The organism is Nostoc mirabile CHAB5784 (assembly GCF_020829645.1).
In the GTDB taxonomy this organism is placed as follows: domain Bacteria; phylum Cyanobacteriota; class Cyanobacteriia; order Cyanobacteriales; family Nostocaceae; genus Nostoc; species Nostoc mirabile.
In genome coordinates, this window is sequence record NZ_JAIVFS010000007.1 from 80,153 (window position 1) to 105,907 (window position 25,755).

General features: G+C 40.7%; 28 protein-coding genes and 1 pseudogene. 16 read left to right on the forward strand and 13 right to left on the reverse strand.

What is annotated here, in order from left to right; translation table 11 throughout:
* The first annotated feature begins 231 nt into the window (after nt 1–231).
* The 3 genes from LC653_RS07425 to LC653_RS07435 all read left to right on the forward strand — a co-directional run bounded on the left by LC653_RS07425 (nt 232) and on the right by LC653_RS07435 (nt 3,795).
* A complete protein-coding gene (locus LC653_RS07425) occupies nt 232–1,512 on the forward strand; it encodes an ABC transporter permease (protein WP_233715439.1) in 1,281 nt (426 codons plus the stop codon).
* A 58-nt stretch (nt 1,513–1,570) separates the two neighbouring features.
* Nucleotides 1,571–2,242, forward strand: coding sequence for an ABC transporter ATP-binding protein (locus LC653_RS07430; protein ID WP_308189050.1), 672 nt, complete (start codon nt 1,571–1,573; stop codon nt 2,240–2,242).
* 116 nt (nt 2,243–2,358) lie between these two features.
* Nucleotides 2,359–3,795, forward strand: coding sequence for a TolC family protein (locus LC653_RS07435; protein ID WP_229493785.1), 1,437 nt, complete (start codon nt 2,359–2,361; stop codon nt 3,793–3,795).
* A gap of 652 nt (nt 3,796–4,447) precedes the next feature.
* On the opposite strand, the gene LC653_RS07440 is transcribed toward LC653_RS07435, so the two are convergent.
* On the reverse strand, nt 4,448–5,266 hold the full coding sequence (locus LC653_RS07440; RefSeq protein ID WP_229493786.1) for a class I SAM-dependent methyltransferase: 819 nt from the start codon (nt 5,264–5,266) through the stop codon (nt 4,448–4,450).
* A 6-nt stretch (nt 5,267–5,272) separates the two neighbouring features.
* Here LC653_RS07440 and LC653_RS07445 point away from each other — a divergent pair, with 6 nt between their 5' ends.
* Nucleotides 5,273–6,067, forward strand: a complete 795-nt coding sequence (locus LC653_RS07445; protein ID WP_229493788.1) for a class I SAM-dependent methyltransferase — start codon at nt 5,273–5,275, stop codon at nt 6,065–6,067.
* 338 nt (nt 6,068–6,405) lie between these two features.
* A pseudogene (locus LC653_RS07450) lies at nt 6,406–7,094 on the forward strand (Uma2 family endonuclease).
* Nucleotides 7,095–7,206: 112 nt separating this feature from the next.
* Here the strand turns inward: LC653_RS07450 and LC653_RS07455 are convergent.
* The gene (locus LC653_RS07455; protein WP_229493790.1) at nt 7,207–7,500 is read right to left on the reverse strand and encodes a hypothetical protein; all 294 of its coding nucleotides are present in this window, start codon (nt 7,498–7,500) and stop codon (nt 7,207–7,209) included.
* Between the two features lie 28 nt (nt 7,501–7,528).
* Complete coding sequence (locus tag LC653_RS07460) at nt 7,529–7,996, reverse strand: VOC family protein (protein ID WP_229482705.1); 468 nt, start codon at nt 7,994–7,996, stop codon at nt 7,529–7,531.
* Between the two features lie 76 nt (nt 7,997–8,072).
* Between LC653_RS07460 and LC653_RS07465 the strand changes: the two genes are divergently transcribed.
* Nucleotides 8,073–8,546 (forward strand): DUF4385 domain-containing protein, encoded by a 474-nt coding sequence (locus LC653_RS07465; RefSeq protein ID WP_229482704.1) that lies wholly within the window; start codon nt 8,073–8,075, stop codon nt 8,544–8,546.
* Nucleotides 8,547–8,594: 48 nt separating this feature from the next.
* Here LC653_RS07465 and LC653_RS07470 read toward each other — a convergent pair whose 3' ends face one another.
* Nucleotides 8,595–9,026, reverse strand: a complete 432-nt coding sequence (locus tag LC653_RS07470) for a coiled-coil domain-containing protein (RefSeq protein WP_229493791.1) — start codon at nt 9,024–9,026, stop codon at nt 8,595–8,597.
* A 45-nt stretch (nt 9,027–9,071) separates the two neighbouring features.
* Here LC653_RS07470 and LC653_RS07475 point away from each other — a divergent pair, with 45 nt between their 5' ends.
* The gene (locus tag LC653_RS07475; protein WP_229482702.1) at nt 9,072–9,317 is read left to right on the forward strand and encodes a DUF433 domain-containing protein; all 246 of its coding nucleotides are present in this window, start codon (nt 9,072–9,074) and stop codon (nt 9,315–9,317) included.
* 87 nt (nt 9,318–9,404) lie between these two features.
* Here the strand turns inward: LC653_RS07475 and LC653_RS07480 are convergent, their stop codons facing one another.
* From LC653_RS07480 to LC653_RS07490, 3 genes are all read right to left on the reverse strand, one after another.
* A complete protein-coding gene (locus LC653_RS07480) occupies nt 9,405–10,424 on the reverse strand; it encodes an aldo/keto reductase (protein ID WP_229482701.1) in 1,020 nt (339 codons plus the stop codon).
* 364 nt (nt 10,425–10,788) lie between these two features.
* Nucleotides 10,789–11,124: a cytochrome c6 PetJ gene (petJ, locus tag LC653_RS07485; protein ID WP_229493792.1), complete on the reverse strand. Its 336-nt coding sequence runs from the start codon at nt 11,122–11,124 to the stop codon at nt 10,789–10,791.
* A gap of 55 nt (nt 11,125–11,179) precedes the next feature.
* The gene (locus LC653_RS07490) at nt 11,180–11,404 is read right to left on the reverse strand and encodes a hypothetical protein (protein ID WP_229482699.1); all 225 of its coding nucleotides are present in this window, start codon (nt 11,402–11,404) and stop codon (nt 11,180–11,182) included.
* A gap of 188 nt (nt 11,405–11,592) precedes the next feature.
* On the opposite strand from LC653_RS07490, the gene LC653_RS07495 reads away from it, so the two are divergent.
* On the forward strand, nt 11,593–12,393 hold the full coding sequence (locus tag LC653_RS07495; protein WP_229493794.1) for a histidine kinase: 801 nt from the start codon (nt 11,593–11,595) through the stop codon (nt 12,391–12,393).
* 398 nt (nt 12,394–12,791) lie between these two features.
* Here the strand turns inward: LC653_RS07495 and LC653_RS07500 are convergent, their stop codons facing one another.
* The 4 genes from LC653_RS07500 to LC653_RS07515 form a co-directional block, all read right to left on the reverse strand.
* Nucleotides 12,792–12,983: a YqaE/Pmp3 family membrane protein gene (locus LC653_RS07500; RefSeq protein ID WP_100898558.1), complete on the reverse strand. Its 192-nt coding sequence runs from the start codon at nt 12,981–12,983 to the stop codon at nt 12,792–12,794.
* A gap of 125 nt (nt 12,984–13,108) precedes the next feature.
* Nucleotides 13,109–13,507 carry a phage holin family protein gene (locus LC653_RS07505; protein WP_229493796.1) on the reverse strand — a complete coding sequence of 133 codons (399 nt, stop codon included), beginning with the start codon at nt 13,505–13,507 and terminating at the stop codon, nt 13,109–13,111.
* A gap of 262 nt (nt 13,508–13,769) precedes the next feature.
* Complete coding sequence (locus LC653_RS07510; RefSeq protein WP_229493798.1) at nt 13,770–14,123, reverse strand: 2Fe-2S iron-sulfur cluster-binding protein; 354 nt, start codon at nt 14,121–14,123, stop codon at nt 13,770–13,772.
* Nucleotides 14,124–14,136: 13 nt separating this feature from the next.
* The gene (locus LC653_RS07515) at nt 14,137–16,296 is read right to left on the reverse strand and encodes a Tex family protein (protein ID WP_229493800.1); all 2,160 of its coding nucleotides are present in this window, start codon (nt 16,294–16,296) and stop codon (nt 14,137–14,139) included.
* Between the two features lie 674 nt (nt 16,297–16,970).
* Here LC653_RS07515 and LC653_RS07520 point away from each other — a divergent pair.
* From LC653_RS07520 to LC653_RS07550, 7 genes are all read left to right on the forward strand, one after another.
* A complete protein-coding gene (locus LC653_RS07520; RefSeq protein WP_229493802.1) occupies nt 16,971–17,225 on the forward strand; it encodes a hypothetical protein in 255 nt (84 codons plus the stop codon).
* A gap of 744 nt (nt 17,226–17,969) precedes the next feature.
* Nucleotides 17,970–18,137, forward strand: a complete 168-nt coding sequence (locus LC653_RS07525) for a hypothetical protein (protein ID WP_229493804.1) — start codon at nt 17,970–17,972, stop codon at nt 18,135–18,137.
* Nucleotides 18,138–18,324: 187 nt separating this feature from the next.
* The gene (locus LC653_RS07530; protein WP_229493806.1) at nt 18,325–18,708 is read left to right on the forward strand and encodes a hypothetical protein; all 384 of its coding nucleotides are present in this window, start codon (nt 18,325–18,327) and stop codon (nt 18,706–18,708) included.
* 204 nt (nt 18,709–18,912) lie between these two features.
* Nucleotides 18,913–19,296: an EamA family transporter gene (locus tag LC653_RS07535; RefSeq protein ID WP_229493808.1), complete on the forward strand. Its 384-nt coding sequence runs from the start codon at nt 18,913–18,915 to the stop codon at nt 19,294–19,296.
* 34 nt (nt 19,297–19,330) lie between these two features.
* Nucleotides 19,331–19,687, forward strand: a complete 357-nt coding sequence (locus tag LC653_RS07540; protein WP_229493809.1) for an EamA family transporter — start codon at nt 19,331–19,333, stop codon at nt 19,685–19,687.
* 92 nt (nt 19,688–19,779) lie between these two features.
* Nucleotides 19,780–21,084, forward strand: a complete 1,305-nt coding sequence (locus LC653_RS07545; RefSeq protein WP_229493811.1) for an NAD(P)/FAD-dependent oxidoreductase — start codon at nt 19,780–19,782, stop codon at nt 21,082–21,084.
* Between the two features lie 39 nt (nt 21,085–21,123).
* Nucleotides 21,124–21,951 (forward strand): glycosyltransferase family 2 protein, encoded by an 828-nt coding sequence (locus LC653_RS07550; protein ID WP_229493813.1) that lies wholly within the window; start codon nt 21,124–21,126, stop codon nt 21,949–21,951.
* A gap of 295 nt (nt 21,952–22,246) precedes the next feature.
* On the opposite strand, the gene LC653_RS07555 is transcribed toward LC653_RS07550, so the two are convergent.
* Together LC653_RS07555 and LC653_RS07560 are read right to left on the reverse strand one after the other, a co-directional pair.
* Nucleotides 22,247–22,849, reverse strand: coding sequence for a HEPN domain-containing protein (locus LC653_RS07555; RefSeq protein WP_229493815.1), 603 nt, complete (start codon nt 22,847–22,849; stop codon nt 22,247–22,249).
* 10 nt (nt 22,850–22,859) lie between these two features.
* Nucleotides 22,860–23,918 carry a ParA family protein gene (locus tag LC653_RS07560; RefSeq protein WP_229493817.1) on the reverse strand — a complete coding sequence of 353 codons (1,059 nt, stop codon included), beginning with the start codon at nt 23,916–23,918 and terminating at the stop codon, nt 22,860–22,862.
* Nucleotides 23,919–24,213: 295 nt separating this feature from the next.
* Between LC653_RS07560 and LC653_RS07565 the strand changes: the two genes are divergently transcribed.
* The gene (locus LC653_RS07565; protein WP_229493819.1) at nt 24,214–25,686 is read left to right on the forward strand and encodes a TldD/PmbA family protein; all 1,473 of its coding nucleotides are present in this window, start codon (nt 24,214–24,216) and stop codon (nt 25,684–25,686) included.
* Nucleotides 25,687–25,755 lie beyond the last annotated feature (69 nt).

The following is a 25,755-nucleotide window of genomic DNA, read 5'->3' on the forward strand; positions in this document are numbered from 1 at the left end:
TAGGACTTACGCAGAAAACCTCTCAAACTCTTATTCCTCCGTGTCCTCTGCGTCGCGCCAGTTGCTTCAAGTCGGGGAACCCGCCCAACGCACTGGCTTCTCTGTGGTTCGATTTTCCGTTCCTTGTGCGTAAGTCCTGTTTTTTAACGAACCGCCAAGGACGCCAAGGACGCAAAGGAAGAGAAGGAAGAAATGCTTAACTGAATTGTATTGAGTTTCAAATAAAACTTTATGTTTAAGATATTTAAAGGCTTTTACAAAACTAAGAATACTCGCACAGTGCCGTTGCTGGAAATCTTGACAATGGCGGCAGAGACTCTGTGGAGTAACAAATTACGCACAGGTCTAACTATGTTGGGCGTAATTATTGGGATTTCTTCAGTTATTGCCATTACTTCTGTTGGTCAGGGAGTGCAAAAAGGGGTTGAGCAACAGATACAAGCATTGGGTACAGATGTCATCCAAATTTTAGCGGGTGCGGCAAGAAGCGGGAATGTCCGTCAAGGAGTAGGTTCTAGCAGCACCTTGACTTGGGAAGATGCAAAAGCGATCGCTACACAAGCACCATCAGCACAGATGGTTTCTGCTTATCTTCAACGCAACGCCCAAGTTGTATATGCAGGACAGAACACCTCAACAACCATTTATGGCACAGATTTGAACTACCCAGAAATTAGAAATACCCACCCCCAACAAGGGAGATATTTTACTCAAGAAGAACTAGATACTGTCGCACAGGTAGCTATTCTTGGCCCTACAGTTCAAAGAACACTCTTTGGACAGGGTGTAAATCCTATCGGTGAGAAAATTCGGATTCAGGGAGAGGCTTATGAAGTAATTGGGGTGATGGAACCTAAAGGTTCTCAGGGGCCGATGGATCGAGATGACCAGGTTTTCATTCCTCTAACTAGTATGTCGAAGAGACTAGTTGGGAACAATGCCCTGGTAGGTGTTTCTGTAAATGGAATTTTAGTTAAAGGCGCTAATCAGGAACAGTTAGAAGCCGCTCAGTTTCAAGTTACCAATCTTTTACGGCTACGTCACAACATTTATCCGCCGCAAGCTGATGATTTTCGGCTGACCAATCAAGCTGATATTGTTAGTACCTTCACTAGTATTGTGGGTTTATTTACAGTAATGGTGGTAGCGATCGCTGGAATTTCGTTAGTGGTTGGTGGAATCGGTATTGCTAACATTATGCTGGTTTCCGTGGTTGAGCGGACGCGAGAAATCGGGATTCGCAAAGCCGTAGGAGCCACAAATTCTGCAATACTTAATCAATTTTTAACTGAAGCGATCGTGATTTCCATTGTTGGCGGATGTATTGGGATGGTCACTGGTATTTTATTAGCCTTTATAGCTGCAAACACTTTCAAATTCCCCTTTGTAATTTCTTTATTGTCGATCATTGCTGGCTTTGGACTCTCATTGAGCGTTGGCTTAGTGGCTGGGGTAATTCCAGCACGGAATGCATCTAAATTAGATCCAATTACTGCTTTAAGAAGCGACTAAATAATTCGTAATTCGTAATTCGTAATTCGTAATTCGTAATTCCTAACTTCTAATTCTTATGCCAACAATGATTTGGATGGAATCTATTACTAAAACTTACTACTTGGGAGAAGTTAGTGTCCCAATCCTCAAGGGAATTGAACTCTCTATTGAAGAAGGGGAATATGTCTCGATTATGGGTGCGTCAGGTTCGGGTAAATCCACGCTCATGAATATTTTGGGATGTCTGGATCGTCCGACAACTGGAGACTATATTTTTGAAGGCAGAAACCTGACGACTTTTGATGATGATGAATTAGCCTATATTCGTAACCAAAGAATAGGTTTTGTTTTCCAACAATTTAACTTATTGGCGCGGGCAACAGCGCTGGAAAATGTTATGTTACCAATGGTTTACGCTAACTTGCCTAAGCCAAAACGCCGTCAAAGGGCATTAGATGCCTTGGAAAAGGTGGGACTAGGGGAACGCATATTTAACCGTCCGAGTCAACTATCTGGGGGGCAACAACAACGGGTAGCGATCGCTCGTGCTTTGGTCAACCGACCTGCATTAGTTTTGGCAGATGAGCCAACAGGAGCTTTAGATACTGAAACTTCCCATGAGGTGATGAGTTTGCTGACAGAACTTAATGACCAAGGGATCACGATTGTGATTGTCACTCATGAACCAGATATCGCTGCTCAAACCAAAAGGATTATTCGAGTTCAGGATGGCTTGATTGTAGGCTAATTTGTTAATATCAACCCTTGGAGGGGGAATTTAAGATTTAAATTTCTGTAGGTCAATCAGGATGAAAACTTTTGATTGTTCCCTCAAAGAAACCTAATTAATGACTAGATTTATTTATGAATTTCAGCTTATTGTTCGTGCATTCTACCTGGGTTAGCGTAGCGTTGGCGGTAGCCTTGCCGTCAGGCATCGCTATTTTTTTTCCAAATGCAGCAAGTGCAGCAACTCCCCCAAAACCGCAGAATTCCTCAAGCGCTGTACAGGTTCCCGATTACCTCAACCCCAATCCCAATCCTCTCCAATTTCCTACCAAACCGGAAGAAGTAAGGATTCAGAGAAATGTACCAATCAGTTTGGCACAAGCTTTAGAACTAGCAAAACGCAACAATCGAGACTTACAGGTAGCCATATTAGAGCTAGAACGCAGTCGCTCGTCCCTACGCGAGTCTCAAGCTGCCTTATTTCCTACTCTTGCAATCAACAGTAGTTTAATTAACAGTGGTAATGGTTTTACTAGCAATTCATCTCAAGCCAGCACCTCTTTCAATGGTTCAGCACAACTGAATTATGGCCTCTACACTTCTGGGAACCGACAAGCTGCTATCCGAGCCGCAGAGGAACAGCTACGGGTAGATGAATTAAATGTTGAAAGCACATCTCTGGAAGTCGATCTGAATGTTACTACTGAATATTACGATTTGCAACAAGCAGATGAAGAAGTACGAATTAATCGGTCTGCTGTAGAAAATGCCCAGGCTAGTTTGCGGGATACCCAAGCAAGAGAACAGGCTGGAGTGGGTACGCGGTTCGATGTGCTGCAAGCTCAGGTGAATTTAGCAAACGCCCAACAACTACTGACTAATGCTATCTCAAACCAGCAAATTGCTCGTCGTCGGTTAGCAACTCGGTTAAGTTTGGCACAGTCGGTTAATATCACTGCGGCAGATCCGGTACAATTAGCGGGCCTTTGGCAGCCAACACTGGAAGAAACTATTCTCCGAGCATTTCAAAATCGTCCAGAACTGCAACAGCAATTAGCACAACGTAACATTGATGAGCAACGGCGACGACAGGCACTTTCACAGCTAGGGCCACAAATTAGTTTGGCAGCCAACTACAATCTGCTAGATCGCTATGATGATGGCGTCAGCATTACTGATGGCTATTCAGTGGGACTTGAAGGAAATGTCACTTTGTTTGATGGGGGAGCAGCAAGAGCAAGCGCGGCTCAGTCGAGAGCTAATATTGCGATCGCAGAGAGTCAATTTGGTAGCCAGCGCGACCTAATTCGCTTTGATGTAGAACAGTACTATTCTCAATTACAATCCAATTTAAATAATGTGCAGAGTTCTACTGTGGCTTTAAATCAAGCTAGGGAAGCTCTGAATTTAGCAAGGCTGAGGTTCCAAGCTGGTGTGGGTACTCAAACAGAGGTGATCTCTGCTGAAAATGACCTGACAAGAGCAGAAGGAAATCGAATTGCAGCTATTTTGGATTACAATCGCGCTCTAGCTAATTTGCAAAGATCAGTAACTTCCAGGGCTTCGCGCTAAAGTCAAATAATTCGTAATTCGTAATTCGTAATTCGTAATGGGCTTCGCCCCGCAACGCTTTCGTAAATTTTGTTTTGTAATGGGGATTTAACCCCAACACAAAACAAAATTTTTATTGAACCGGGGGACTTAAACCCACGGAACTAGTTAAAGAAAAGTTTACTTAGTACTGCTTTACGTAAAATCGTAGCGAATTGAGGGTTGAAATTTAAACGCACAGGGGAGGCAGCGCGTTGCGGTGAGTCCAGCGCTGTAGGCGGGTTTCCCGCCGTAGGCGACTGGCGAACCCGGAGGGGGGTTCCCACGCCACTTGCTTTATGCCGGGGAACCCGTCCACCGCAGTGGCTCCCCGTTGTAGCGACTGCCGTCGCGCAGAGGTAAGCGCAAAGGTATGCGTTTACTTCGACATCGGTCTAAAAGATTAAACTGTCATTGTCATTAGTAACGGTAAGATTATTATGCAATACGCTTGGGTTAAGGATAATTGTAGGTTGGGTTGAACTTTAGTGTTACCCAACAAATGCCCGAAAATGTTGGGTTTCGTTCCTCAACCCAACCTACGCAAATTTATTTTTATGGCTTAACTGAACTGTATTGGATTATTATGCGCGATCGCCCCTGTAAATTCAGCAGCAAAGCTTTGCTGATCAACTTATTTTCGAGCGCGAACAAAGAACTTTGTAGTGTCTTCCCAAATACCTTGATCAGTTGCTAGTTTCTCAATTTCTGCTTTGTACTCAACTTGTAACTGATTTAATTGTTCTTGTGATAATTTTGACAACAAAGGATTACCTTTAAAATTTATATTAATTGCAGTCCAAGGTAATCTGTTATCCCTTAGAGGGCGATAACGTCCTGATGGCTCAATCTTAATTTCGATATCTCTAAAACCTGCCTGATTGAGTAAATTGCGGCATTTTTCTGGAGTCCCAAGTGGTTCAAGGATATGTGGTAACGATACACCCAAAACTCTAGCGCAGATACTCTGATGAAAAGATGCCATAATAGCAGTTTCGGGAGGACAGGTAAATGCCACAAACCCTCCTGGTTTTAAGTAGCGATACCACTTTTGCAAAGTAGAAAGGATATCAGGAAAAAGTACAATTGCCTCACAGCAAAAGACAACATCAAAACTAGCATCACTAAAGTTGAAATATTCTGCATCTGCCTCAATCAACTCGATATTTTTTAATTTTGCTGCTGCAATCTTCAGTCTTGCTTGATGCAACATTTCAGGGGTCATGTCAATCCCAATCACGTAGCCTTCTGAACCAACTTTTTCAGATGCAGGAATCGCAACTAAACCTGTTCCAGTTGCCACATCAAGGATTTTTTGTCCAGAATCTAGTGGAACAAATTCAAGTAGAAGCTTGGCTTCTAGAGGATGGCGAGTACCTTCCTCATGGTCATAAGTCGTCCTACTACCATAAAATTCTTTTAGTTGCTGCTTATAGCTATCCAGATCAGTCATAACCAAATGTCAAATTTTTTCCACTTTTTTCTACAATTTATAGTAACTCTTGTTGTGATGTTGAGTTGCTTGCTGCTGAATCCAACTCTGTCAGCACAAGCCGCGACTGGTGCGATGTCTACGACGGGCTACGCCTACGCTGTTTACGAACAACGGATAATCCATAGTCCAAATGGTATCGGCAAATATTACATGGGGCGAGAAATTGCCAAAGTCATGGGATACACAGGTGCTGGGTGGCTAGAACGTCCAAGCCGAGAGGGAGAGGAACAGCCAAGTAAAATAGTCAGCCTCCTCAACCTAAAAGCTAACGATGTAGTGGCAGATATTGGCGCTGGTACAGGCTACTTAAGCTTTCGCATCGCGCCGCTATTAACAGCAGGTAAAGTGTTGGCTGTAGATGTTCAGCCAGAAATGTTGGAAATCATTGAGTTATTCAAAAAAGAAAAAAATATCACCAATGTTGAGCCTGTTTTAGCAACCCTTAGCGACCCAAACTTACCATCTGAAAGTATCGATTTGGCGTTGATGGTAGATGCTTATCATGAACTTGAGTATCCCCAAGAAGTGATGCAAGGAATTGTGAAAGCACTTAAACCAGGTGGTCGGGTAGTGCTGGTTGAGTACCGGGGTGAAAATCCCTTTATTATGATTAAAGGTCTGCACAAGATGACCCAAAAGCAAGTCCGTAAAGAAATGCAAGCTGCCGGTTTGGTTTGGCGTGAAACTAAAAACTTGTTACCTCAACAGCATTTAATAATATTTGAAAAACCTGAATCTAGCGATTTTAGTTTACTCTGAACTTACTTCGATTCCTCTCTCCTAAAAGGAGAGAAGCTTTGATACTTACTCCCATTCCCTTGTAGGGAAGGGGCTGGGGGTTAGGTCTGTATTGAACTCAACCCAGAAGCGCTATATAGTTATTTAATAAATCTGTAGAAAAATATAGCAGTCCTAAATCATTCGTGAAAATTATATCTCTCTTTCTTCTTTCTTTCCTTTGCGTCCTTGGCGTCCTTCTCTTACGAGACGCTGCGCGAAGGCGGTTCGTTTCCTAACCATATTTTTCACAACTCAAATAGGATTGCTATATGCACCAAGCCATAAGAAAGTAAGACTCCTTAGCAGAGCAGAAAATCATGGTCAACTTATCACTCAAGCAGCGAATTCCTCCTTTAGAGAATGGCGATCGCCTCACTCGCTACGAATTTGAGCGCCGCTATCAAGCAATGCCCCGTCATCAAAAGGCAGAATTAATTGAAGGAGTTGTATACTTTGCATCCCCATTACGCTTTGAAAGTCATGCTGAACACATGGTCATCTAATAGGTTGGTTGGGAGTTTATGAAGCATCAACTCCTGGTGTGAGATTGGGAATTAAGCCAACAGTCCGCTTAGATCGAGACAATGAACCGCAACCAGATGGAGTGCTATTAATCACACCAATAGCTAACGGACAATCTCGTTTTAGTGATGATGATTACATAGAAGGTGCGCCAGAATTGGTAATAGAGATAGCAGCTAGCAGTGTTGCTATTGATTTACATGACAAGAAAAAAGTCTATGGTCGTAATGGGGTAAAAGAATATATTGTTTGGCAAATATTTGAAAACAAATTAGATTGGTTTAGCCTGCAACAAGGAGAATATGTGTCTTTACAAGTGGACGCAGATGGAATTATCAAAAGTCAAGTATTTCCTGGTTTGTGGTTGTCAATGTCAGATTTACTTGCTGGCAATATGCAGCAAGTATTGGCTGTATTGCAGTTGGGATTAAATTCGCCAGAACATCAAATATTTGTGCGGCAATTGTCTGGGGAAAAAAGATAGTCAAATTAATTCGTAATTCGTAATTAATTGCACCATTAATTACGAATTACGTTAGCGTAGCGGTAGCGATAGCGCAGCGTTAGCGAGTCATCGAGCGTCGGAACGAGCGTCATTACGAATTACGAATTATCAGACTGGCGCTTTTGGTTGCACTATCCCAAACAATCCAGCTAATAGAATTATCTAAATCTTCGGGGCTGTTTGAAACTTTGAAATATAGCTTTTCTTCGCCTTTAGTTTCAATAGCAAAGTCGGCATTTTGAGCATAAACGACTATAAAACCTTTGTCTCGCAAACAATACATCGCCCAGGCTTTCAATGATTGCTTGTATGGTTCGTGTGGAATTGGCGGTTTTTTGATTGTGTCTTCAATTAGTTTAAATATTTGCGTGATTTTCGCAGTCATAGTAGATACTTTTCTGATTACCCCTAAGTTAACTTGCTTCTGGATCGCAACGAATTTCAATCATAAAGCCATCTGGATCGTAAAAATACACTCCTCGACCAGTAGGACGAGTGACTGGGCCATGTGCGATCGCTATTTTATTTTCTCTGATCACTGTCACCGCTTGCTCAAATAACTGCGGATCGATGTCAAAGGCTAGATGGTACGCCCTGGTGAAAGTCTTTTCTGGGTCTGGATTTGGTGGTGATAATTCTGGTTCCCCAAATAAATCCAGAATCATCCCATCCGGGGTGATGAAGTTGGCTACTTTCCCAGATGCGACAAGTTCCGTTAGAGTTGCGGGTACTTCATCGCCTGTGAGTTCATGCAAACCCAGGATTGTGCCATAAAAGTAGCGGGAAGCTTGCATATCTTGGACGTTGAGGGCAATATGATGCACTTTACGCAGATTTCCTGGCGCAAGGACACTGTTCACGGATTGGGTGCTAGATAGCATAATCAAACAAAATCTCAATACTTAGATAGAAGTTGAACTTTTTTTTAAAGTTTACTATTCCTAATAAAAATCTATCATGGCTTTTGATTATTCTTTAGACTTTAAAAATATTGATTTTCGCCAACATCCTGAACTCTATCGTGTTGGCAAGGGTGAGCAGGGTGTGCTTTTGGTTGAACCATACAAATCAGAAATCCTTCCCTACTGGCGGTTCAAAACTCCTGAGATTGCTAAAGAGTCGAGTGAAAAAATCTACGAGATTTTTCTTGATTATTTAGAGAAAGATGATTTTGTCGGCGCAGATATGGCAAGAAAGTTTATCCAAATGGGTTATACTCGCTCTCGCCGTTATGCTAATCATAAAAGCGGCAGGAAGTATAAAAAAAATTCTGAAACTTCAGATTCCAAAAAAGAGATTCTTCCTTATGAAGTAGATGCAGTTAAAGCGGAATCAGCAGCAATATTTAAAGCCAAGTGGGTAGAAGCAAAGACAAATGAGAAATATCAAGAGCTTTTAGCCAAGCATAAGCAGATGTATGAAGTAGGTTAGTGACCTTGGAAGGTGCGTTAAGAACTTAAAGCACCTTCCAAGATGTTTTTACTGCCTTATGCTGTCGCTAACACACTCTACCAAACAGCCGATGAGTCTTTGATACTCGCCGACGAGTCTTTGATACTCGTGAATGAGTCTTTTATACTCGCCGACGAGTCTTTGATACTCGTGAATGAGTCTTTGATACTCGTGAATGAGTCTTTTATACTCGCCGACGAGTCTTTGATACTCGTGAATGAGTCTTTTATACTCGCCGACGAGTCTTTTATACTCGTGAATGAGTCTTTGATACTCGCCGACGAGTCTTTTATACTCGTGAACGAGTCTTTTATACTCGTGAATGAGTCTTTTATACTCGCCGACGAGTCTTTGATACTCGTGAACGAGTCTAGAGGACTGATTGCATAAGCTGGTTATATTGTCGCCAATTAATTTAAGAGTAACGCGATCGCATTTCCCCTTCAACAACCCGAACAAATCATACTGTGCAACAATAGCTGTAGCTTAGTCGGAGTAAAAACTATGGACTGGCGACAGTACATTCATTCAGACCCCAAAATTCTGCTGGGTAAGCCGACTGTGAAAGGAACTCGTTTATCTGTAGAGTTCTTATTGGGTTTGTTTGCTGCGGGATGGACAGAACAACAAGTGCTAGAAAACTATCCTACTCTTACCTCAGAAGCACTAAGAGCGGTGTTCGCTTTTACGGCAGAGTGTATGCGTGAAGAATCTTTGTACACTCTACCGCTTTTGTCTGAGGCGGGATGATGCGGTTTCTAGCAAATGAAAATTTTCCTCTGATGAGCGTTAGATATTTGCGCTCTGCTTCACCGTATTATCACCTTTTTCCCGAAATTATCGCCGATACTCGTCGCCACAATCGCCGATTAGCTGGTACAAATCGCGTGATTGGCGAGATACTGCATTGATGCGATCGCGATCGTCTGCATCTAAACTAAAATTAAATACTTTGGCGTTATCTTCTATATGTTCAGATACACCAAGTTTTGCACCAACTATCACACCGCCCACGGTTGGCTGATCTAAAATGTAACGCACTGCTACGTTAGAAATGCTTACCCCATGCTTATTAGCAATTTCCTTTAGGATAGCTAGCAACTCTTGAAATAATCGCCAACCACCCCAAGCATCGATCATATTTTTATATTTTTTCAAACTGGCAGTAGATAGATCAAATCCTCGCGGTTCCGGTTTACCCAAATAGTTTTCTGATAACAAACCGCCGCACAGTGTACCGTAAGTAAAAAGCTTTATGTCATGCTGTTGACAAAACTGCACCATATTAACTTCGGGACGGCGGTCAACAAGGGAAAATTGCACTTGGTTAGAAACAATTTTGATACCTGCTTCGGTAATCAGCTTCAAGTTTTCTGTGTCAAAATTAGTTAAACCTAGATGCTTAATTTTACCCTCAGTCTGAAGCTCTGCCATATATTTGAGGGCATCCAGGTAATTTTTATCCTGATATTCCCACCAGTGGAATTGCATCAAATCTAACGATTCCACATTCATCCGTCTCAGGGAAATATCAATATTTTCTTCAACGAGTTTTTTCGTCATTTTGCCAGGACGAGGCACCCATTTTGTAAAAGCTTGCACCTGAGATAAAGCATCTTTCCCACGAGTGTCAATTAGTTGACAGCGAAACTCACCAATAAAGTCTTCTGCGGGGCCATAGTGGTCTGCTAAATCCCAAGTGGTAAAGCCTGCATCTACATATTTGAACATAGTCTCAATAGCGGCATTGGGATTAATGCGTCCGTGTGCGCCGGAGACTTGCCACATCCCATTTAATATGCGGCAGATATTTAAATCGGGAGTGAATTGGAGACGGCTAGCTGTGGGTAAGTTCATTTTCCAGTTTAGGAGGAGTGATAAGTGAGGAGTGAGGAGTTAGAGGAATGAAGAATTAGTTAGTAAACATCTTATTACAACATTCTTAGGCTTTATACCTTCTTAAGAACCATTTATAACAGCGATAATCAATAACTCTTAAATCTTGTACAGACGCGATTAATCGCGTCTCTTAACTCTTGTACAGACGCGATTAATCGCGTCTCTACTCCTAACTCCTGTACAGACGCGATTAATCGCGTCTCTACTCTTAACTCTTGTACAGACGCGATTAATCGCGTCTCTACTCTTAACTCTTGTACAGACGCGATTAATCGCGTCTCTACTCCTAACTCCTGTACAGACGTGATTAATCGCGTCTCTTCTAACGCCAGCCTTTTTCAGCTTGTTGGAGAACGTAAGCAGCAACATCTTGAATTTGCTGTTCAGTGAGGCGTTCTTTGTAGGCTGACATATTATTTTTACCATTGGTAACTATAGATGTAACTGCCTCTATTGAATCCATACCATACTTTTTCAGCGCTTGCTTTTTGAGATTTTTACCTCGCCTGATGATGTTGCTGCCGTTAATATGACAACCAGCACAATGAACACTAAATATTTGTTCACCGTTAACTGTGTCTGCTGCACTAGCAGGTAAAGTAAAAGTGCTTATCAATAACAAAAACATTACTAATACTAATGTAAGTAGTCTTTTCAATTAATTTCTCCTGATTTGGACATATTGGTTGCAGAGATTAGTGTCAGAACCAATACTACAAGGATTCAAAGTCAGTTGTAAATCCAGCAAAATTTGCACAATCTTCTTGAAAGGCTTCGGCATCGCTAACATCTTCAATTTTATAAGACATGATGCGAGTCCCATCTGGCATTTTTTTGGAACCAATCAATTCACCTTGATATTTTTCTGCGATCGCTTTAAATTCAGTACCATAGAGCTTCCAGGCATCGGCTGAACAAGTAATATTTACTCGCCACATATTTGCATCTCAATTACTACCAACAATTAATCATCTCACGAATGGGCAACATGCTACACATCACCTCTTAAGGGTTATTATTTTCTATCTAAAGGAAGTGCCTAGCTCTATCAGACTACGCCATAATGTGGGTATGGGAACATGTCTAGAAAATATTATCCAAAATAGTTAAACCCTAAGAGTTGAAAATGCCTAACAATATCAAACAACAAATTCAAGCAGACCTGCAACAAGCTAAAGAAACTGGACAATTAAGAACTGAGCGGATTCGAGAAATTGTGAAATCCGCAGTTTCTCAAGTCGCTTCTGAGTTTAAACAAGGTTCAAGTGAAGTTCGTAACCTTGTTAAAGATGCTGTTTCTGCTGTAATTGAAAACTTCCAAGAAAAAGGTAGCGAACTCAAAGATGAAGTGACAGCTTCTATTGAAGGAGCGCTGGAAGGGATTAATAGCAAAAGACACGAAAGCATTGCTAAAACTCAGACAGATATAAAGCGGCTACAGGCTCAACTAGATGGTGAAGAAGAACAACTACAGCAAGAGGTTGATGTAATTTTGGCAGAAATTGAAGAGACGAGTAAGGAAAAACCTGCTAGTACCAAAACTGCAATTGATTCTGCTATCAATGCCCTTAAAGATAGTGAAGAAGCAGGATTGTTAAAGAAACGTTACGCCCAACTGCAAGCGCAGCTAGCGATTGTCCGAGCTAACTTAGCTGCACGCTATGGCGGACGTAATATGGAGGTTCAGGATTATCTAGACGAGGCTAAACACTGGTATGATAAAGCTCGTCCTCAAGCAGAATCTATGGCTGTGCAGGTAGAACAGAAGCGATCGCAGCTAGAAGATAAACTGGGTGAAGCTGGTACCTCTCTAGCAAGAAAAGAGCGCCAAATCAAACAAACGTTAAGGGAATTACTCTTAACGGCGGCTGACTTATTCAAAGATAAGGAACCTGCTAATAAAGAGCGGGATACAATTCATAAATAGACTAGACTGCTTTTTCACAAAACTCTGATACATATAGAATTTTCGTAGGGACACGGCAATGCCGTGTCCTTAATAACGTATTTGTATAATTATTAAACGTAGGGTGCGTTAGCCTTTGGTATAATCCACCGCTTGATAAGCTGAAAAATATCTAGATTGGATAATCGTAGGACTATTGTTATAGCGGTTCTTGACCCAGTAAGGTACAATTTTCACCTCACTTCCATTCCTCTCTCCTAAAAGGAGAGAGGCTTTGAATTTTTCCCCCTTCCCGCTTCGGGAAGGGGGTTAGGGGGTTAGGTCTTATAACTTCTAATTCTGCTAGAAACTAAAATGGTGCGTTACGGCTTTAGCCGTAACGCACCCCACTCAAGATTCCCTAAAATTCATCTTGCGTATTAGTAAATATTTCCTTCTCTATTCAGTTGTTCATCATGCTTGGCAATAACCCAAATTGCATGAATACTACCGGGTAACCAACCTAGAACTGTGAGCAAGATGTTAATAAATAAGGTTGGGCCAATTCCAACTGTCAGGAAAACGCCTAAAGGAGGCACTAACAAACCTAGAAGAAAACGAACTAATTTCATGATTTTGCCGTATTTTTGTGAGTTTCTTTAATTACATTTTGGTGAAGATACCGAATTAGTAAATCCACTTTCGGTTATTTGGAGTAGAAACGTGAGAGAATTAGTATTTCTACTCCTTATAATACTTATCTAGAAGGTAATTCACCTTGGCTTTTTACATCACCACTGCCAGTTAACAGGTTTCTTTCAACAAAGTAGTTGTTAATGAAGGTGTTAGCAAAAGTTAGAATAACTGGCCCAAGAAGGAAACCAATAATTCCGCGAACTGCGAATCCAGGAACTAGCACTGCTGCTAACCAGAAACACAAACCGTTGACGACGAGCGAAAATGCTCCAAATGATAGAAAGTTAAGTGGTAGAGAAAGAGCAGACAAAACTGGTTTAACTGAACCGTTAATTAGACCAATTACTAAAGCAGCAATTATAGCTGCCGGAAAATTAGCAATATTAACGCCTGGAACAACTAAATCAACAATCAACAGGCTCAAAGCTGTAGCTAGGGCGGTTAATAATGGTGTTAACATTTTTCTTACCTAATCACTAAAGATTTTTTGTAACTTCTTATCTCATATTCAACTATCTACTAGGTTTTAACCTCTCTTGCAAGATAGAATTTCCTTCTACCGTTAGGCCGATCATTGAGAAAAATATAGCGATTTCAATACTGCGTAGGTTTTGCTTAAAAAAGCACTCCGAGGTAGTTGGGTTGAGGAACGAAACCCAACATTTTCATGGTTTTGTCGGGTTTCACTACCTTTAACCCAACCTACAAATCTTCTTAAGCGATTAGTATTGCGATCGCTTAGATTTTCCCGACTCAGGCTGATAGTAAAGGGCTGATTTATACAAGATTTGTTCTTGATGGGTTTCTAAAGTGCAATTAGATAAGGGATAAGTTACACAAGTAACAACATAACCAGCCTGTACTTCACTTGGGCGCAGAAATTTTTGCTCACTTTGATCAACTTCACCGCTAATCAGTTTGGCGACACAGGCAGAACATTCGCCTTGTTTGCACCCAGATGGTAGGCGGATACCTGCTTCTTCTGCCATATCCAGAATATATTGATCGTCTGGTACTGGAATAGTCCGATCTAATCCAAGTGTAGGATTGATGAATTGAACTTGATAAACTGCCATCTGCTGTTTGTAATTATTGTTTAACTGCTTTCATTGACAAACTAATCCGCTTGAGTTTCTCGTTGATTTCTAGCACCTGCACTTTGACTACTTGTCCGACTTTGACAACTTTGTTGGGATCGTCTACAAATCTATCAGCAAGTTGGGATATATGCACCAAGCCATCTTGATGTACGCCGATATCAACGAAAGCACCAAAGTTGGCAACATTTGTGATCATTCCCTCTAGTTCCATTCCTACCTTTAAGTCCCTGATTTCCTTAATTCCTTCTCTGAAGGTGGCATACTTAAATTCTGCACGGGGATCTCTACCTGGTTTTTCTAGTTCGCTGAGGATGTCGCGCAGTGTGGGTTCGCCGACGTTATCGGTAACATATTTTTTCAGGTTGGTCTTTTTGAGTTTCTCGGCAATTTGTGTCACCTGATTTAATGGCACATTTAGATCGGATGCGATCGCTTCTACTACAGAATAACTTTCTGGATGCACTGCTGTATTATCTAATGGGTTGTCACCGCCGCGAATCCGCAGAAAACCCGCCGCTTGTTCAAAAGCCTTTGGCCCCAGCTTCGGAACTTTCAAGAGTTGTCGGCGATTTTTAAAGGCTCCATTCTGGTTACGATAGGCGACAATGTTATTGGCAACTGTTGCCGTAATCCCAGAGACGGAAGTCAGAAGTTCTTTGGAGGCCATGTTCAAGTCTACGCCGACGTAGTTAACGCAGCTTTCTACAGTCTCATCCAATTTCTTTTTCAGCAACTTCTGATCGACATCGTGCTGATATTGTCCCACACCAATAGATTTGGGATCGATTTTCACCAGTTCCGCTAGAGGGTCTTGCAAACGGCGGCCGATGCTAATTGCACCGCGCACGGTAATATCTAAATCGGGAAACTCTTCTAGCGCCACAATACTTGCAGAATATATAGATGCGCCAGATTCATTTACCATCACCTTAACTGGTTTGCGTTCTATGGTTTCCAATACTTGTGTGACAAACTCCTCTGTCTCGCGGGACGCTGTACCGTTACCAATGGCGATTAACTCAATTTTGTACTTTTCAATCAGATTTTTGACAGTTTGTGCAGCTTTAGCGCGTTGTTCAGCCGCTTGGTGGGGAAAAACCGCTTGGTATTCCAAAAATTTCCCCGTTTGGTCGAGGACAGCAACTTTACACCCAGTTCTAAATCCAGGGTCTATCGCCAAGGTGGGTTTCATTCCTGCTGGTGCAGACAGCAGCAACTCTCGCAGATTAGTTTCAAATGTCTTGATTGATTCCATGTCTGCGTAGACTTTAATCTCAGAAATTACCTCTCCCATTAGAGAGACTTTCATCAAACGATTGAATGCATCCTTCAACATCGCTTGATAAAAATCCCGAATTGTCCGAACTTTGGTTTTAATTTCTTTCGACTCAAGATAGTAAAGTACCGTATCCTCATCAAAAGCAATTTCAAAGCTTAATACTTTCTCCGTTTCACCCCGACACAACGCCAGCATATTGTGGGGTGCAATATTTTTTACCTTAATTTGATAGTTACGGTACATCTCAAATTTGGTTGTACCTTCGGGATAATCATCTTTGATACGGGAGACAAATACCCCTTCTTCGAGAAGATAATCGCGGATATATGCCCGTAATTCAGCTTTTTCAGCCACTTCTTCCGCTAAAATATCAGCAGCGCCTTTGAGCGCTTCTTCTGCTGTTTTTACTCCCTTGGTTTCAGAAATATACTTAGCCGCTTCTTCTTCTAGAGAAGCCGTTGCAGCATTTTTTACATTTAGCAACTTGATAAATTCCGCCAGAGGTTCGAGTCCTTTTTCTCTGGCGATAGTGGCGCGGGTGCGTCGTTTTGGGCGATAGGGTAGATATAAATCCTCAAGTTCGGTTTTTTGTAAGCAGGATGAGATTTTGGCTTTGAGTTCATCTGTGAGTTTACCAAGTTCTGCGATCGCACTTAAAATCACAGATTTTCGTTCTTCCAGTTCTGTTAAATAAGTATATCGATCAGCCAGTTCACGTAGTTGCACTTCATTCATCTCATCGGTGCGCTCTTTACGATAACGTGCAATAAAGGGAATCGTTGCACCCTCCGCCAAAAGTTCCAGCGCGTTTTGCACCTGATGGGGTTTGAGGTTGATTTCAGTTGCCAGTAATTGAGGAATGTTCAGCATTGAGTGTCTAAAATGAAAAAATGAAAATGCTACTTCTATAGGACTTACGCACGGGTAACAACGGAAAACGAACCACAGAGAAGCCAGTGCGCCCTTGCGGTTAAGAGACTTGAAGCAACTGGCGTGTCACGGAGGAATGAGAGTTTGAGAGGGTTTTTGCGTAAGTCCTATTCTAAAGGTAATATGCTAGATCCTTATCCTGGCGCAAGGCCAAAGTTTTAAGCTAATTTACCAGATGATTGTTCACAAAAGTGCAATTGGCTAAATAGACAAAACCCACCTTCGCAAGTTTTAAAGCCTTCCAATCTGCGTGGGTAAACAAGAGTTTGTATAGCATAGCGCAGCTTTACTGAGTTGGGATGTCACCAGAAGGGATTTTGCACTCCTCACCAAGCTACGCCTAGCGTCTGGTAACCTACTGTTAAAGCCAGCTTGGCTCACTATCGACCACAAAAGAAGGAGTTATTAGCCAAGCTTTTGGGCGCTGCTTCTGTCGCAAGAATTATTCCAATTTGTGTAAGATACGACGTTGCGTAATCTTGATTTTCTATAATGTTTATTTCAATGGGCTGTTGTGGCTAAAACCTCATTGGATGTAAAATTAACCACAATTCCAAAAAACAATTTCAGTTTGTTTTATAAGCACAACAACTTATAGTTCAGAAGTTAGTAAAATGGCTTTGTTTTTTTTGATACCACTGTGTACGGCTTTAGCCACTGGCTACTTCTTTAAAAAGAGTAGTGATGAACTTGCATATATTGCAGGTGTATTTGCAGCTATTAGCTTAATTTTCAGTTTAGTATTAGCACCCTGGCAGATTCAGTTTGGATTGTTAATCATTGTCTTAATTATTACCAATAGACTTTTGCAGGAAAATGAGTCCAAACAAACTCCAAGCAAAGGAGAACAATTTAGAGAAACTAAATAAGAGCAACTACCATGAACTAATTTTTTTAGGACTAATTTAAAGCACGTTAAAGAGTGGGTGTAGTTTCTGTTGGACTTAATGACTAATAACTCTCGCGTTGCGGTTTGATAAGAGAATTCAGAAATAGGGGCTTGCGGCTTACTTAGTGTATAAGTTAACCTTCAACTAAGTTTTGTCTGAGATATCTGAATTTGAAGATTTTCATGGATAAATAAAACACGATTCAGACTATCGGTTAGCATCTATAGTTTTGGTTGCTTAAACGTTTTTATACTAAAAGCACAGCTATTTTCACTGTTGTTAAAATTTAAATTCTTCTTTTTCACACTCTTAGCTTTGCACTTTTAGAGTCTGACACTAAATCCCTACTTCTGCAAGTTTATTAGCCAGAAACTGGTACATCAATGTACAAATTCTTAAAAATAAAGATTCATCAAGAGCAAAGCGTAGATTTTATAAAGTTTTTGTTTAGGTATATTTTATTAAAATGAATTTTTGATGAAGTGTGGCGATAAATTTGCAACATTGTTTTCTCGTGGTATTCTAGTAAGTGATTATATGTAAAAATTAATTTTGAGATAAAGCTCTAGTTAAAATTACATATAGTTAAGAACAATCAAACAACACTAATACTTAAGATAATGTAAAAACATCTCAAATTGACTTAACTCAACGTAAGTAAGCTGCAAGTTGATCACCAAACGCTAGTTTACATTAGCCCTTAGTCCCGTCGAAAACTCCATTTTGACATTCAATAAAATTCCCCAAAAACCTGTAAAGCACATCACTGTAGAGTTATCTATCGATGGTTTTCTCTCTCAGGCAGATTTCTGTTATCCATTGTGTTCCGATGTCCAAAAAGAACATCTATGCACACTCAATTTGAGTACAAATTTTTATGAATCGGCTTAGTCTCCAGCCGAAATTGCAGATATGTCTGTGAACCTGGATAAATTCTATGGTATGTCATAAAACTAATAAACACTTCCTGGAGAAAATTAAAAACATTTATCAATCCAGCTTAGTTTTGATGCACAAGTTAATGGCTTGAGAAGTTGAGTAGTGTCTTCAACAAGGTTTCTATAGCAGGATACAACTGATGAAAGTTAATGAATGGATTAATCAAAAATTCCGGAAATCCATTATTATTCGCTTAACTCCATCTGTTGAACATGCGGGCCGAATCCGAGTTCAGCATAAGCGATGTCTCACTGCTAAACTTTGTCCACAAATTTGTGGCAGAGGACTCAATGTTCCCTATATCTGCATCCACTATGACATAGATATTGCGATCGCACTAAAACTAGTCTGGAAACATAACTGGCTGATACGGAAGACATCTGCAATTCACAATTGGGCAAAGCCTAAATTGATTGTACCAATTGTCAAGCAAGGAAACTGTTATGTCTGCAAGTGTAACCGATTCTACTCGGATAATATCGGGCGTTGCCATGAGACAGCAACCGTCCTACAAGCTGCATAGTATTTAGTTGCTAACTCTTAGACATGAGCTTCGATGATGATTTTGATATCAGCCACTTCAACATACCCTTCCTAATTTTGTTGTCTATTTACTGAAGTGGAAGTCGAATTGCACAAAAGGTGTGACCAAAATCCGAAACGTTCAAAACGATGGGCTGTTTACTGTCCGGTTCATACCTACTATCTTGATTGAGGCAAATGTACTATGAAATCTATCTCGCAAACTTCAAGCGTTAAAATAATTCCTTATATTATCCTGTTTGTCAGTATTTTATTTAGTATTTCTGGGCAATTGCTGATGAAGCATACCATGAGTAATACAAATGAGGGACTATTTAATTGGGTATTTATTCAAAACTTAGTATTAGCTATTAGTGTTTATTGCTTGGGAGTAGTAAATTGGATTTTGGCTCTACGATCTGTAAAATTGAGTGTTGCTTATCCACTGACTAGTTTAAATTATGTCGGGATACTTTTCGGCTCATACTACTTTTTTACTGAAGAGATTACACTAACTCGAATAGCAGGAGTAATCACTATTTTTTTTGGTGTTCTTTTAGTAGTTATTCCATTGAAAAAATCTACATAAACTTATAGTAAATCTTATCAGGAAGCCTTCACAAATGAACATCATTACTTGGCTAGTTTTAATGCTTGTGGTTTTATTCGGAACAACAGCTAACCTATCACTAAAGTATGGACTTTACATTTCTAGCCCTACTAAGGGAGCAAGCGCATCTATCCAAAATCTGTTATTGTCTCGTTATTTTTGGATTTGGTTTGTTTGCTATACATTTATGACTATATTGTGGCTTTATGTATTGCGGACAATTCCTCTGAGTCAAGCATTTCCAGTTCTAGGATTAATGTATGCACTTATACCCATTGCTTCTCACTATCTTCTAAAAGAGCAGGTTATATTTAGCCAGTGGGTAGGAATTTCCATTATCATAACTGGTGTCGTTCTTGTTGTAAACTAATAGCTAAATCGGCAGATAGCAAGGCTATTAGAACTAAAATTCTCTGAAAATAGAATTTCCAAGATATTCCTACAAAAATCTGAATTAAATTTATGAATATAGGCATCATTGGCGGGGGTATAACTGGGCTGGTATTAGCCCAACGTCTTTCAAATCAAGGACATAAAGTAACTGTATTCGACAGTAATAAACAGCTTGGTGGACTTACCACTTATCATGATTATGGGTTGTTTACCTGGGATCGGTTTTATCATGTTATCCTCCCTTCTGATACTCATTTAATAAATTTTCTCAGAGATATTGGCCTTGGAGATAAACTGCGCTGGCATCGAAGTTTAACTGGCTTCTACGACAATCAAAAGTTTTATTCTATCAGTAACTCTATAGAATTCCTCCGCTTTCCTCTATTTGGACTTATAGGTAAAATAAGATTAGCTTTCACTCTCTTGTATGGTTCGCGCCTTAATAACTGGCGGCGCTTAGAGAAGATATTAGTTGAAGATTGGCTATTGAAACTTGGTGGTAAAAGCACATACGAAAAGCTCTGGAAACCCTTGCTTCTATCCAAATTAGGAGAGAACTATAAGCGAATATCAGCAGTTTTTATCTGGGCTTATATCAAACGGTTATTTTCAGCGCGGGATTCTTCATTAAATAAAGAACAACTTGGTTATGTCTCAGGCGGTTACAAAACTGTTTTTGACCATATAGAAAAATTAGTTTACGCTGCTGGGGGTGATATCCGCACAGGCGTTGCGGTGGAATATATTGCACCTCATCCAGAGGGTGGAATGTGGGTAGAATATCAGGGTAAAAAGGAACATTTTGATAAAGTCATCTTTACTGGCCCAGTTAATATTCTGCAACAGGTTGCTGCCAAAGAACTGGTAAAAGTTTCAGACACAGGTGAAACAGTGGAATACCTGGGCGTAATCTGCATGGTACTTATTACTCGCAAGGCTTTAATTCCTTATTACGTAGTAAATATTGCCGATAGAAATGTTCCCTTTACTGGAGTCATCGGGATGAGTAACCTAGTTTCTTTGCAAGAGACAGCAGGATATCATATCACATTCCTACCAAAATATATCCTTTCCACTGACCCGTTGTTGAAACAGCCAGATGATGAATTGCGCCAAGTATTTTTCCAGGGTATACGTTTGATGTTCCCAGAACTCAAAGCAGATGATATTGTCGCAGCACACATTAATCGAGCTATTAAAGTACAGCCGCTACAAGTTTTAAATTATTCAAGCCTTGTGCCAAAAGTGAGTACTGAAAACGATGATTTTTTCGTCGTCAATACCTCACAGTTGGTCAATGATAGCGTCAATAACAACGCAGTCGTCCGACAGGTCGATGAATTTCTCAAGAAATCAACATTACTGAATTCTTGAAATCTGATAATTATATTTTGAAAATCACACGAGGTACTTATGAGTCTTTTTGTTCTTTTACCCGCATACAATGAGCAAGAATCAATTTGCCCCTTGTTCAAAAAGTTTCAGGTATTGCAGGAAATCTCTAATCTGGAGATACGGCTGATTCTTGTTGATGATGGTAGCAAGGATGCAACTGCTCAGACTGCAATAGATGAATCTCAATCGTTAGGGATATCACTGAAATTAGTCCAACATGCCAAAAATGCTGGTTTAGGTCAAGCAATTAAAACAGGTTTCACAACTTTCTTAGAAATTTCTAAAGAAGGCGATTTTTTAGCCGCGATGGATTGCGACAACACTCAACCACCAGAACTATTAATTAAGATGTATGAGACGATGATAGCTGGTAGCTATGATATTGCGATCGCATCTAGATATCGAAAAGGCTCCAAAGTCATAGGTTTATCAAAATTTAGAGAGATAATGAGTTACGGAGCTAGCTGGCTTTTTAGAATTGCAGCCCGTGTACCAGGTGTAAGAGACTATACTTGCGGCTACAGACTGTATAACCGTACTTTCGTCAGCAAACTAGATATGTATTATGGCGATAGTTTATTCACTGAAAGTGGATTTGCTTGCATGATAGATTTACTGCTGAAAGCCAAACTGCTCAAACCAAAAATTGTAGAAATTCCAATGGTTTTGAGATACGATCAAAAGCCGAGTGCCAGCAAAATGAAAATTCTTAAAACTATTACTCGAACTCTAAAGCTTTTGTTTAAGAATTTAACATCAGCAGCGCCAACTGCTGCTAATTTAGGTCAGACTTTCAATCAGCAAGAAACAGCAAGAATTCCCTTGAAAATGACAAATCGTAAATAAACCTGAGAAGGAATAGGCTCTCACCAAGAATTAACTGGATGGAAAATGGTAATTTATCAACGGTATCATTCTAGGGACGAGCAAGGCAGAAATCAAAAATAAGTTTGATTAAATTGTTGCTTTTACCAATATATGTCGATCTTCTTTCCTATAGTTTAAGAAATTGGAAGGCAGTCTAAAACTGTCTTCCAATTATTTATGTATGAATGTTTTCACTTTCTGATTTGCTCATTCTCTGCGTCTAAAACGTTACACCCATTATTGCAACTGATTCTCTAAACATTCTCTTCACTTATTACCAGGGTGCAACTATGCCATAGATAATTTGAATATTTTGCTTCATGCCAAGGTCAGTAACAGTGACAAGATATTGTAACAACGCATCAACATCCTTAATAGCTTTAGCAGTAAGCCGAACTTTTCCAGTTGGTGTTTGTGTCCAAGAACATGCAGGGATGGGAAAACCATGAGCAAAACTGTGTCTGACTTGCAGAATATCGTTTAGCATCTGTCGAGTGGCGAGTGCATTCATGCTTCTTTTTGACCAAACCCAATCGTTGATAGGGTCATAGTCAGTATATTGAACCAAAAGGTTACGCGAATTATCTGCATTTGGTGTATTAAATTGTTTAAGCGATCGCTCTGCTGCATTTTTAGCAATAGAATGTACAGCATGAAACTGAGGATCTAAAGGATTTGCGGTTACATCAAAAAAGTTGCGAACTAGTTCCTCAATATAAGCCTCCCATCCAGCAACAAACATCGCTAAAGCTGAATGGTAATAGACTTGAGTTTGGCTGTTTAATATTGGACGTAAGCGGGGATCTGTCGCAGTATCACGTAGGACACGAGCCTTATAAGCCGCTTTATTGTACCTTAATGCTGCTGGTGATGGCACGGCGATGCTCTTAGAGACAATTCACAAACTCTTCAAGTGCATCTCGATACCTCTGTAATGGCTCTGAATTTAATTGCACTTGCTGTTCACCAATTTTTTTGATACCTGGTTTGAGTTTATGTAAAGGGGTGCCAGTTGTCGCAACAACCATAGCAACAGTGTGAAAAGCAGGAATTTCAATTATACTCTTACTGGGAATTTCAAGAAAACTATTACTCGGTAAGTCTTTGGGATTAGCAAAAATATGACGATTTTTCTGATGTATATCATCCATAGTTTTCTGAATCATTTTGTTTATAGCTATGGATGCAGAAGCGGTTCTACCTGCGTACATTGTCACCCGATTAAGAACAAATGCATATAATTTTGGCACGGATATGCCTTCTTCTTTTGCACGTTTAGCAAAGCTAATTTTTGCATAGGGTGCAGTATTGATATCAGTTATGCCATATAAAAGTGCAACTACATTTTCAATCGCATGAAGTGAACTTTCTTCCGCAGTAAATGGGATAACAACACCCTCTGCTGCAACCAGACCAAGCTGTGTATAAATAGCGAAACTAGGGCTACAGTCAATTAAAAACACAGTATCTCTCTCACCACTAGATATACGCAGAGAAACTGTTAAATCTCGAATCCAATTAAGCACCTGTTTCCAAGCATCATTTGGTATGGACAGTTGAGAGGTTTGCCTAATTGCTTCAGAAATTATTTCGAGAAGATTGTCCCCACATACGAGTTTCAAATTTTCTGGTATTTGGGGATTAAATTCTCTTGGTTCACACACATAAGGAGATACATCGGTAATCATTCGGAAGGGAGAATTAAGACGTGCTTCCAGGTAGCCAGCCACAGTCGAGCGCGGTGTTTTACTGCTCAAAGAATGTAGTGCTTTTGGACTATTAAGATATCCCCCTAGTATGGTTTCTGAGACATTGGCTTGGGGACACAAGTCAATTACATAAACATCTGTATCGGGGTGACGGTGAGCATATTCAGCAGCAGCCACAAAGCAAAGAAAGCTCTTTCCCACGCCACCTTTGTTGTTCCAAAAAGCATACGAACTCATTTGTTATATTCCTTTTCTAGGTAAAACAGTCCCGGCGGGTATTAGCAATGCTGTGGAACTTTTACCCCTATTGTCGCAAAATGAAACTGTATTCTATCTTGAATCTAGATGATAGCGATCGCTCTCCAAAGGGCGTTACTTACAATATTTCCCTGACGGAGGGGAAAGTAAGTTTCCCAGGTGAGGAAACCCCTACTACTTAATTGCCGACTCTGGCTTTCACTGATTTGTTAGACTAAACACACCAAGATTTTTCAGTCAAATCTCTGAACTACGCCAGCAGACGAGGCTACCCATGCTTACAAGTACGCTACTTCTCTCGAATCAACTTCCTACTCTACAATATTCCTCCACACCAGAGCGTTTCGATGAAACCTGGGAAGCCCCCCTGGCTACCCTCCTGGGACTAGGACGCGCCGCAGGTGCTGACTTCATCGAATTATTTTTAGAACGTCGCAACTATATTAGTTGTCTTGCAGAAGATGACTCCATAACTAGTATTTCACCCAGTCTGTCTACAGGCGCGGGAGTCAGAGTATTTCGTGGCAAAGCCGATTGCTACGTCAGCACCAATGACCTTTCTTTTTCAGGTTTGAAAGCAGCTTTAGAAAAAGGTCTTTCTATCCTGGGATTGCAACTACCAACTCCTAAATCTTTTATCCCAGAAATCAATCTGGAATTATTGAGAGATTACGCCACCAAAAGAGGTAAAGATGCCTGGCTACCAGTGTGTAGCTCCATCCGAGAAATGGGAGAAGTCCTTCTTGATGGTACTGGCCACCTGAAGCAAAAAGCTAGCCACGTCCAATCGCGCCGTGCTACCTATTTCCGTGATTGGCAAGAAGTCTTAATCGCCGCTAGTGACGGTACTTTTGCCCGTGACATTCGCCTTACCCAGTCGGTAGGATTTAACCTGTTGTGTGCTGATGGTGCTAATCGTGCTTCCATCGGTGAACGCGCTGGTAACACCAGCGATGCCAACTTCTTGAGGACTTGGGATTCTCAACAAGCCGCCGAAAAAATAGCAGAATCTGCTGGCAAAATGCTCTACGCCGATTACGTAGAATCAGGTACTTACCCGATTATTATGGCCAATCACTTTGGCGGCGTAATCTTCCACGAAGCTTGCGGACACCTGCTAGAAACCACCCAAATTGAACGCAATACCACTCCCTTTGCTGACAAAAAAGGCGAAAAAATTGCCCACGAAAGTTTGACAGCCTGGGATGAAGGGCGGTCTGAAAATGCCTTCGGGACAATTGATATGGACGATGAAGGTATGCCTGCTCAAAGAACCCTATTAATTGAAAAAGGCGTTCTTAAAAACTTCTTAGCAGATAGAACAGGTTCTGCACGCACCGGACACCCCAGAACTGGAAGTGGACGCCGCCAAAATTATACCTTTGCTGCTGCTAGCCGGATGCGTAATACTTATATTGATTCTGGCGAATATAGCATTGATGATTTATTTACCTCTGTTGATAAAGGTATTTACTGTAAAAAGATGGGTGGCGGAAGCGTTGGTGCTACAGGCCAATTTAACTTTAGTGTTGATGAAGCTTATTTGATTGAAAATGGCAAAATCACCAAACCGCTAAAGGGAGCAATTCTAATTGGTGAAGCCAAGGAAATTATGAACAAAATTTCCATGTGTTCCCAAGATTTGGAAATTGCACCAGGTTTTTGTGGTTCCGTCAGTGGCAGTATTTACACCACAGTAGGACAACCCCACATCAAGGTTGATTCTATTACCGTCGGTGGACGATAATAATTTTGGATTTGAGATTTTGGATTGTGAATGATCAGGATATTGTGTCAATAAAAAGCTATGAGACAA

Coding starts and splice junctions, on each gene's coding strand:
- LC653_RS07425 (WP_233715439.1), top strand. CDS start 232: ATGTTTAAGATATTTAAAGGCTTTTACAAAACTAAGAATACTCGCACA.
- LC653_RS07430 (WP_308189050.1), top strand. CDS start 1,571: ATGCCAACAATGATTTGGATGGAATCTATTACTAAAACTTACTACTTG.
- LC653_RS07435 (WP_229493785.1), top strand. CDS start 2,359: ATGAATTTCAGCTTATTGTTCGTGCATTCTACCTGGGTTAGCGTAGCG.
- LC653_RS07440 (WP_229493786.1), bottom strand. CDS start 5,266: ATGACTGATCTGGATAGCTATAAGCAGCAACTAAAAGAATTTTATGGT.
- LC653_RS07445 (WP_229493788.1), top strand. CDS start 5,273: ATGTCAAATTTTTTCCACTTTTTTCTACAATTTATAGTAACTCTTGTT.
- LC653_RS07455 (WP_229493790.1), bottom strand. CDS start 7,500: ATGACTGCGAAAATCACGCAAATATTTAAACTAATTGAAGACACAATC.
- LC653_RS07460 (WP_229482705.1), bottom strand. CDS start 7,996: ATGCTATCTAGCACCCAATCCGTGAACAGTGTCCTTGCGCCAGGAAAT.
- LC653_RS07465 (WP_229482704.1), top strand. CDS start 8,073: ATGGCTTTTGATTATTCTTTAGACTTTAAAAATATTGATTTTCGCCAA.
- LC653_RS07475 (WP_229482702.1), top strand. CDS start 9,072: ATGGACTGGCGACAGTACATTCATTCAGACCCCAAAATTCTGCTGGGT.
- LC653_RS07480 (WP_229482701.1), bottom strand. CDS start 10,424: ATGAACTTACCCACAGCTAGCCGTCTCCAATTCACTCCCGATTTAAAT.
- LC653_RS07490 (WP_229482699.1), bottom strand. CDS start 11,404: ATGTGGCGAGTAAATATTACTTGTTCAGCCGATGCCTGGAAGCTCTAT.
- LC653_RS07495 (WP_229493794.1), top strand. CDS start 11,593: ATGCCTAACAATATCAAACAACAAATTCAAGCAGACCTGCAACAAGCT.
- LC653_RS07500 (WP_100898558.1), bottom strand. CDS start 12,983: ATGAAATTAGTTCGTTTTCTTCTAGGTTTGTTAGTGCCTCCTTTAGGC.
- LC653_RS07505 (WP_229493796.1), bottom strand. CDS start 13,507: ATGTTAACACCATTATTAACCGCCCTAGCTACAGCTTTGAGCCTGTTG.
- LC653_RS07510 (WP_229493798.1), bottom strand. CDS start 14,123: ATGGCAGTTTATCAAGTTCAATTCATCAATCCTACACTTGGATTAGAT.
- LC653_RS07515 (WP_229493800.1), bottom strand. CDS start 16,296: ATGCTGAACATTCCTCAATTACTGGCAACTGAAATCAACCTCAAACCC.
- LC653_RS07520 (WP_229493802.1), top strand. CDS start 16,971: ATGGCTTTGTTTTTTTTGATACCACTGTGTACGGCTTTAGCCACTGGC.
- LC653_RS07530 (WP_229493806.1), top strand. CDS start 18,325: ATGAAAGTTAATGAATGGATTAATCAAAAATTCCGGAAATCCATTATT.
- LC653_RS07535 (WP_229493808.1), top strand. CDS start 18,913: ATGAAATCTATCTCGCAAACTTCAAGCGTTAAAATAATTCCTTATATT.
- LC653_RS07540 (WP_229493809.1), top strand. CDS start 19,331: ATGAACATCATTACTTGGCTAGTTTTAATGCTTGTGGTTTTATTCGGA.
- LC653_RS07545 (WP_229493811.1), top strand. CDS start 19,780: ATGAATATAGGCATCATTGGCGGGGGTATAACTGGGCTGGTATTAGCC.
- LC653_RS07550 (WP_229493813.1), top strand. CDS start 21,124: ATGAGTCTTTTTGTTCTTTTACCCGCATACAATGAGCAAGAATCAATT.
- LC653_RS07560 (WP_229493817.1), bottom strand. CDS start 23,918: ATGAGTTCGTATGCTTTTTGGAACAACAAAGGTGGCGTGGGAAAGAGC.
- LC653_RS07565 (WP_229493819.1), top strand. CDS start 24,214: ATGCTTACAAGTACGCTACTTCTCTCGAATCAACTTCCTACTCTACAA.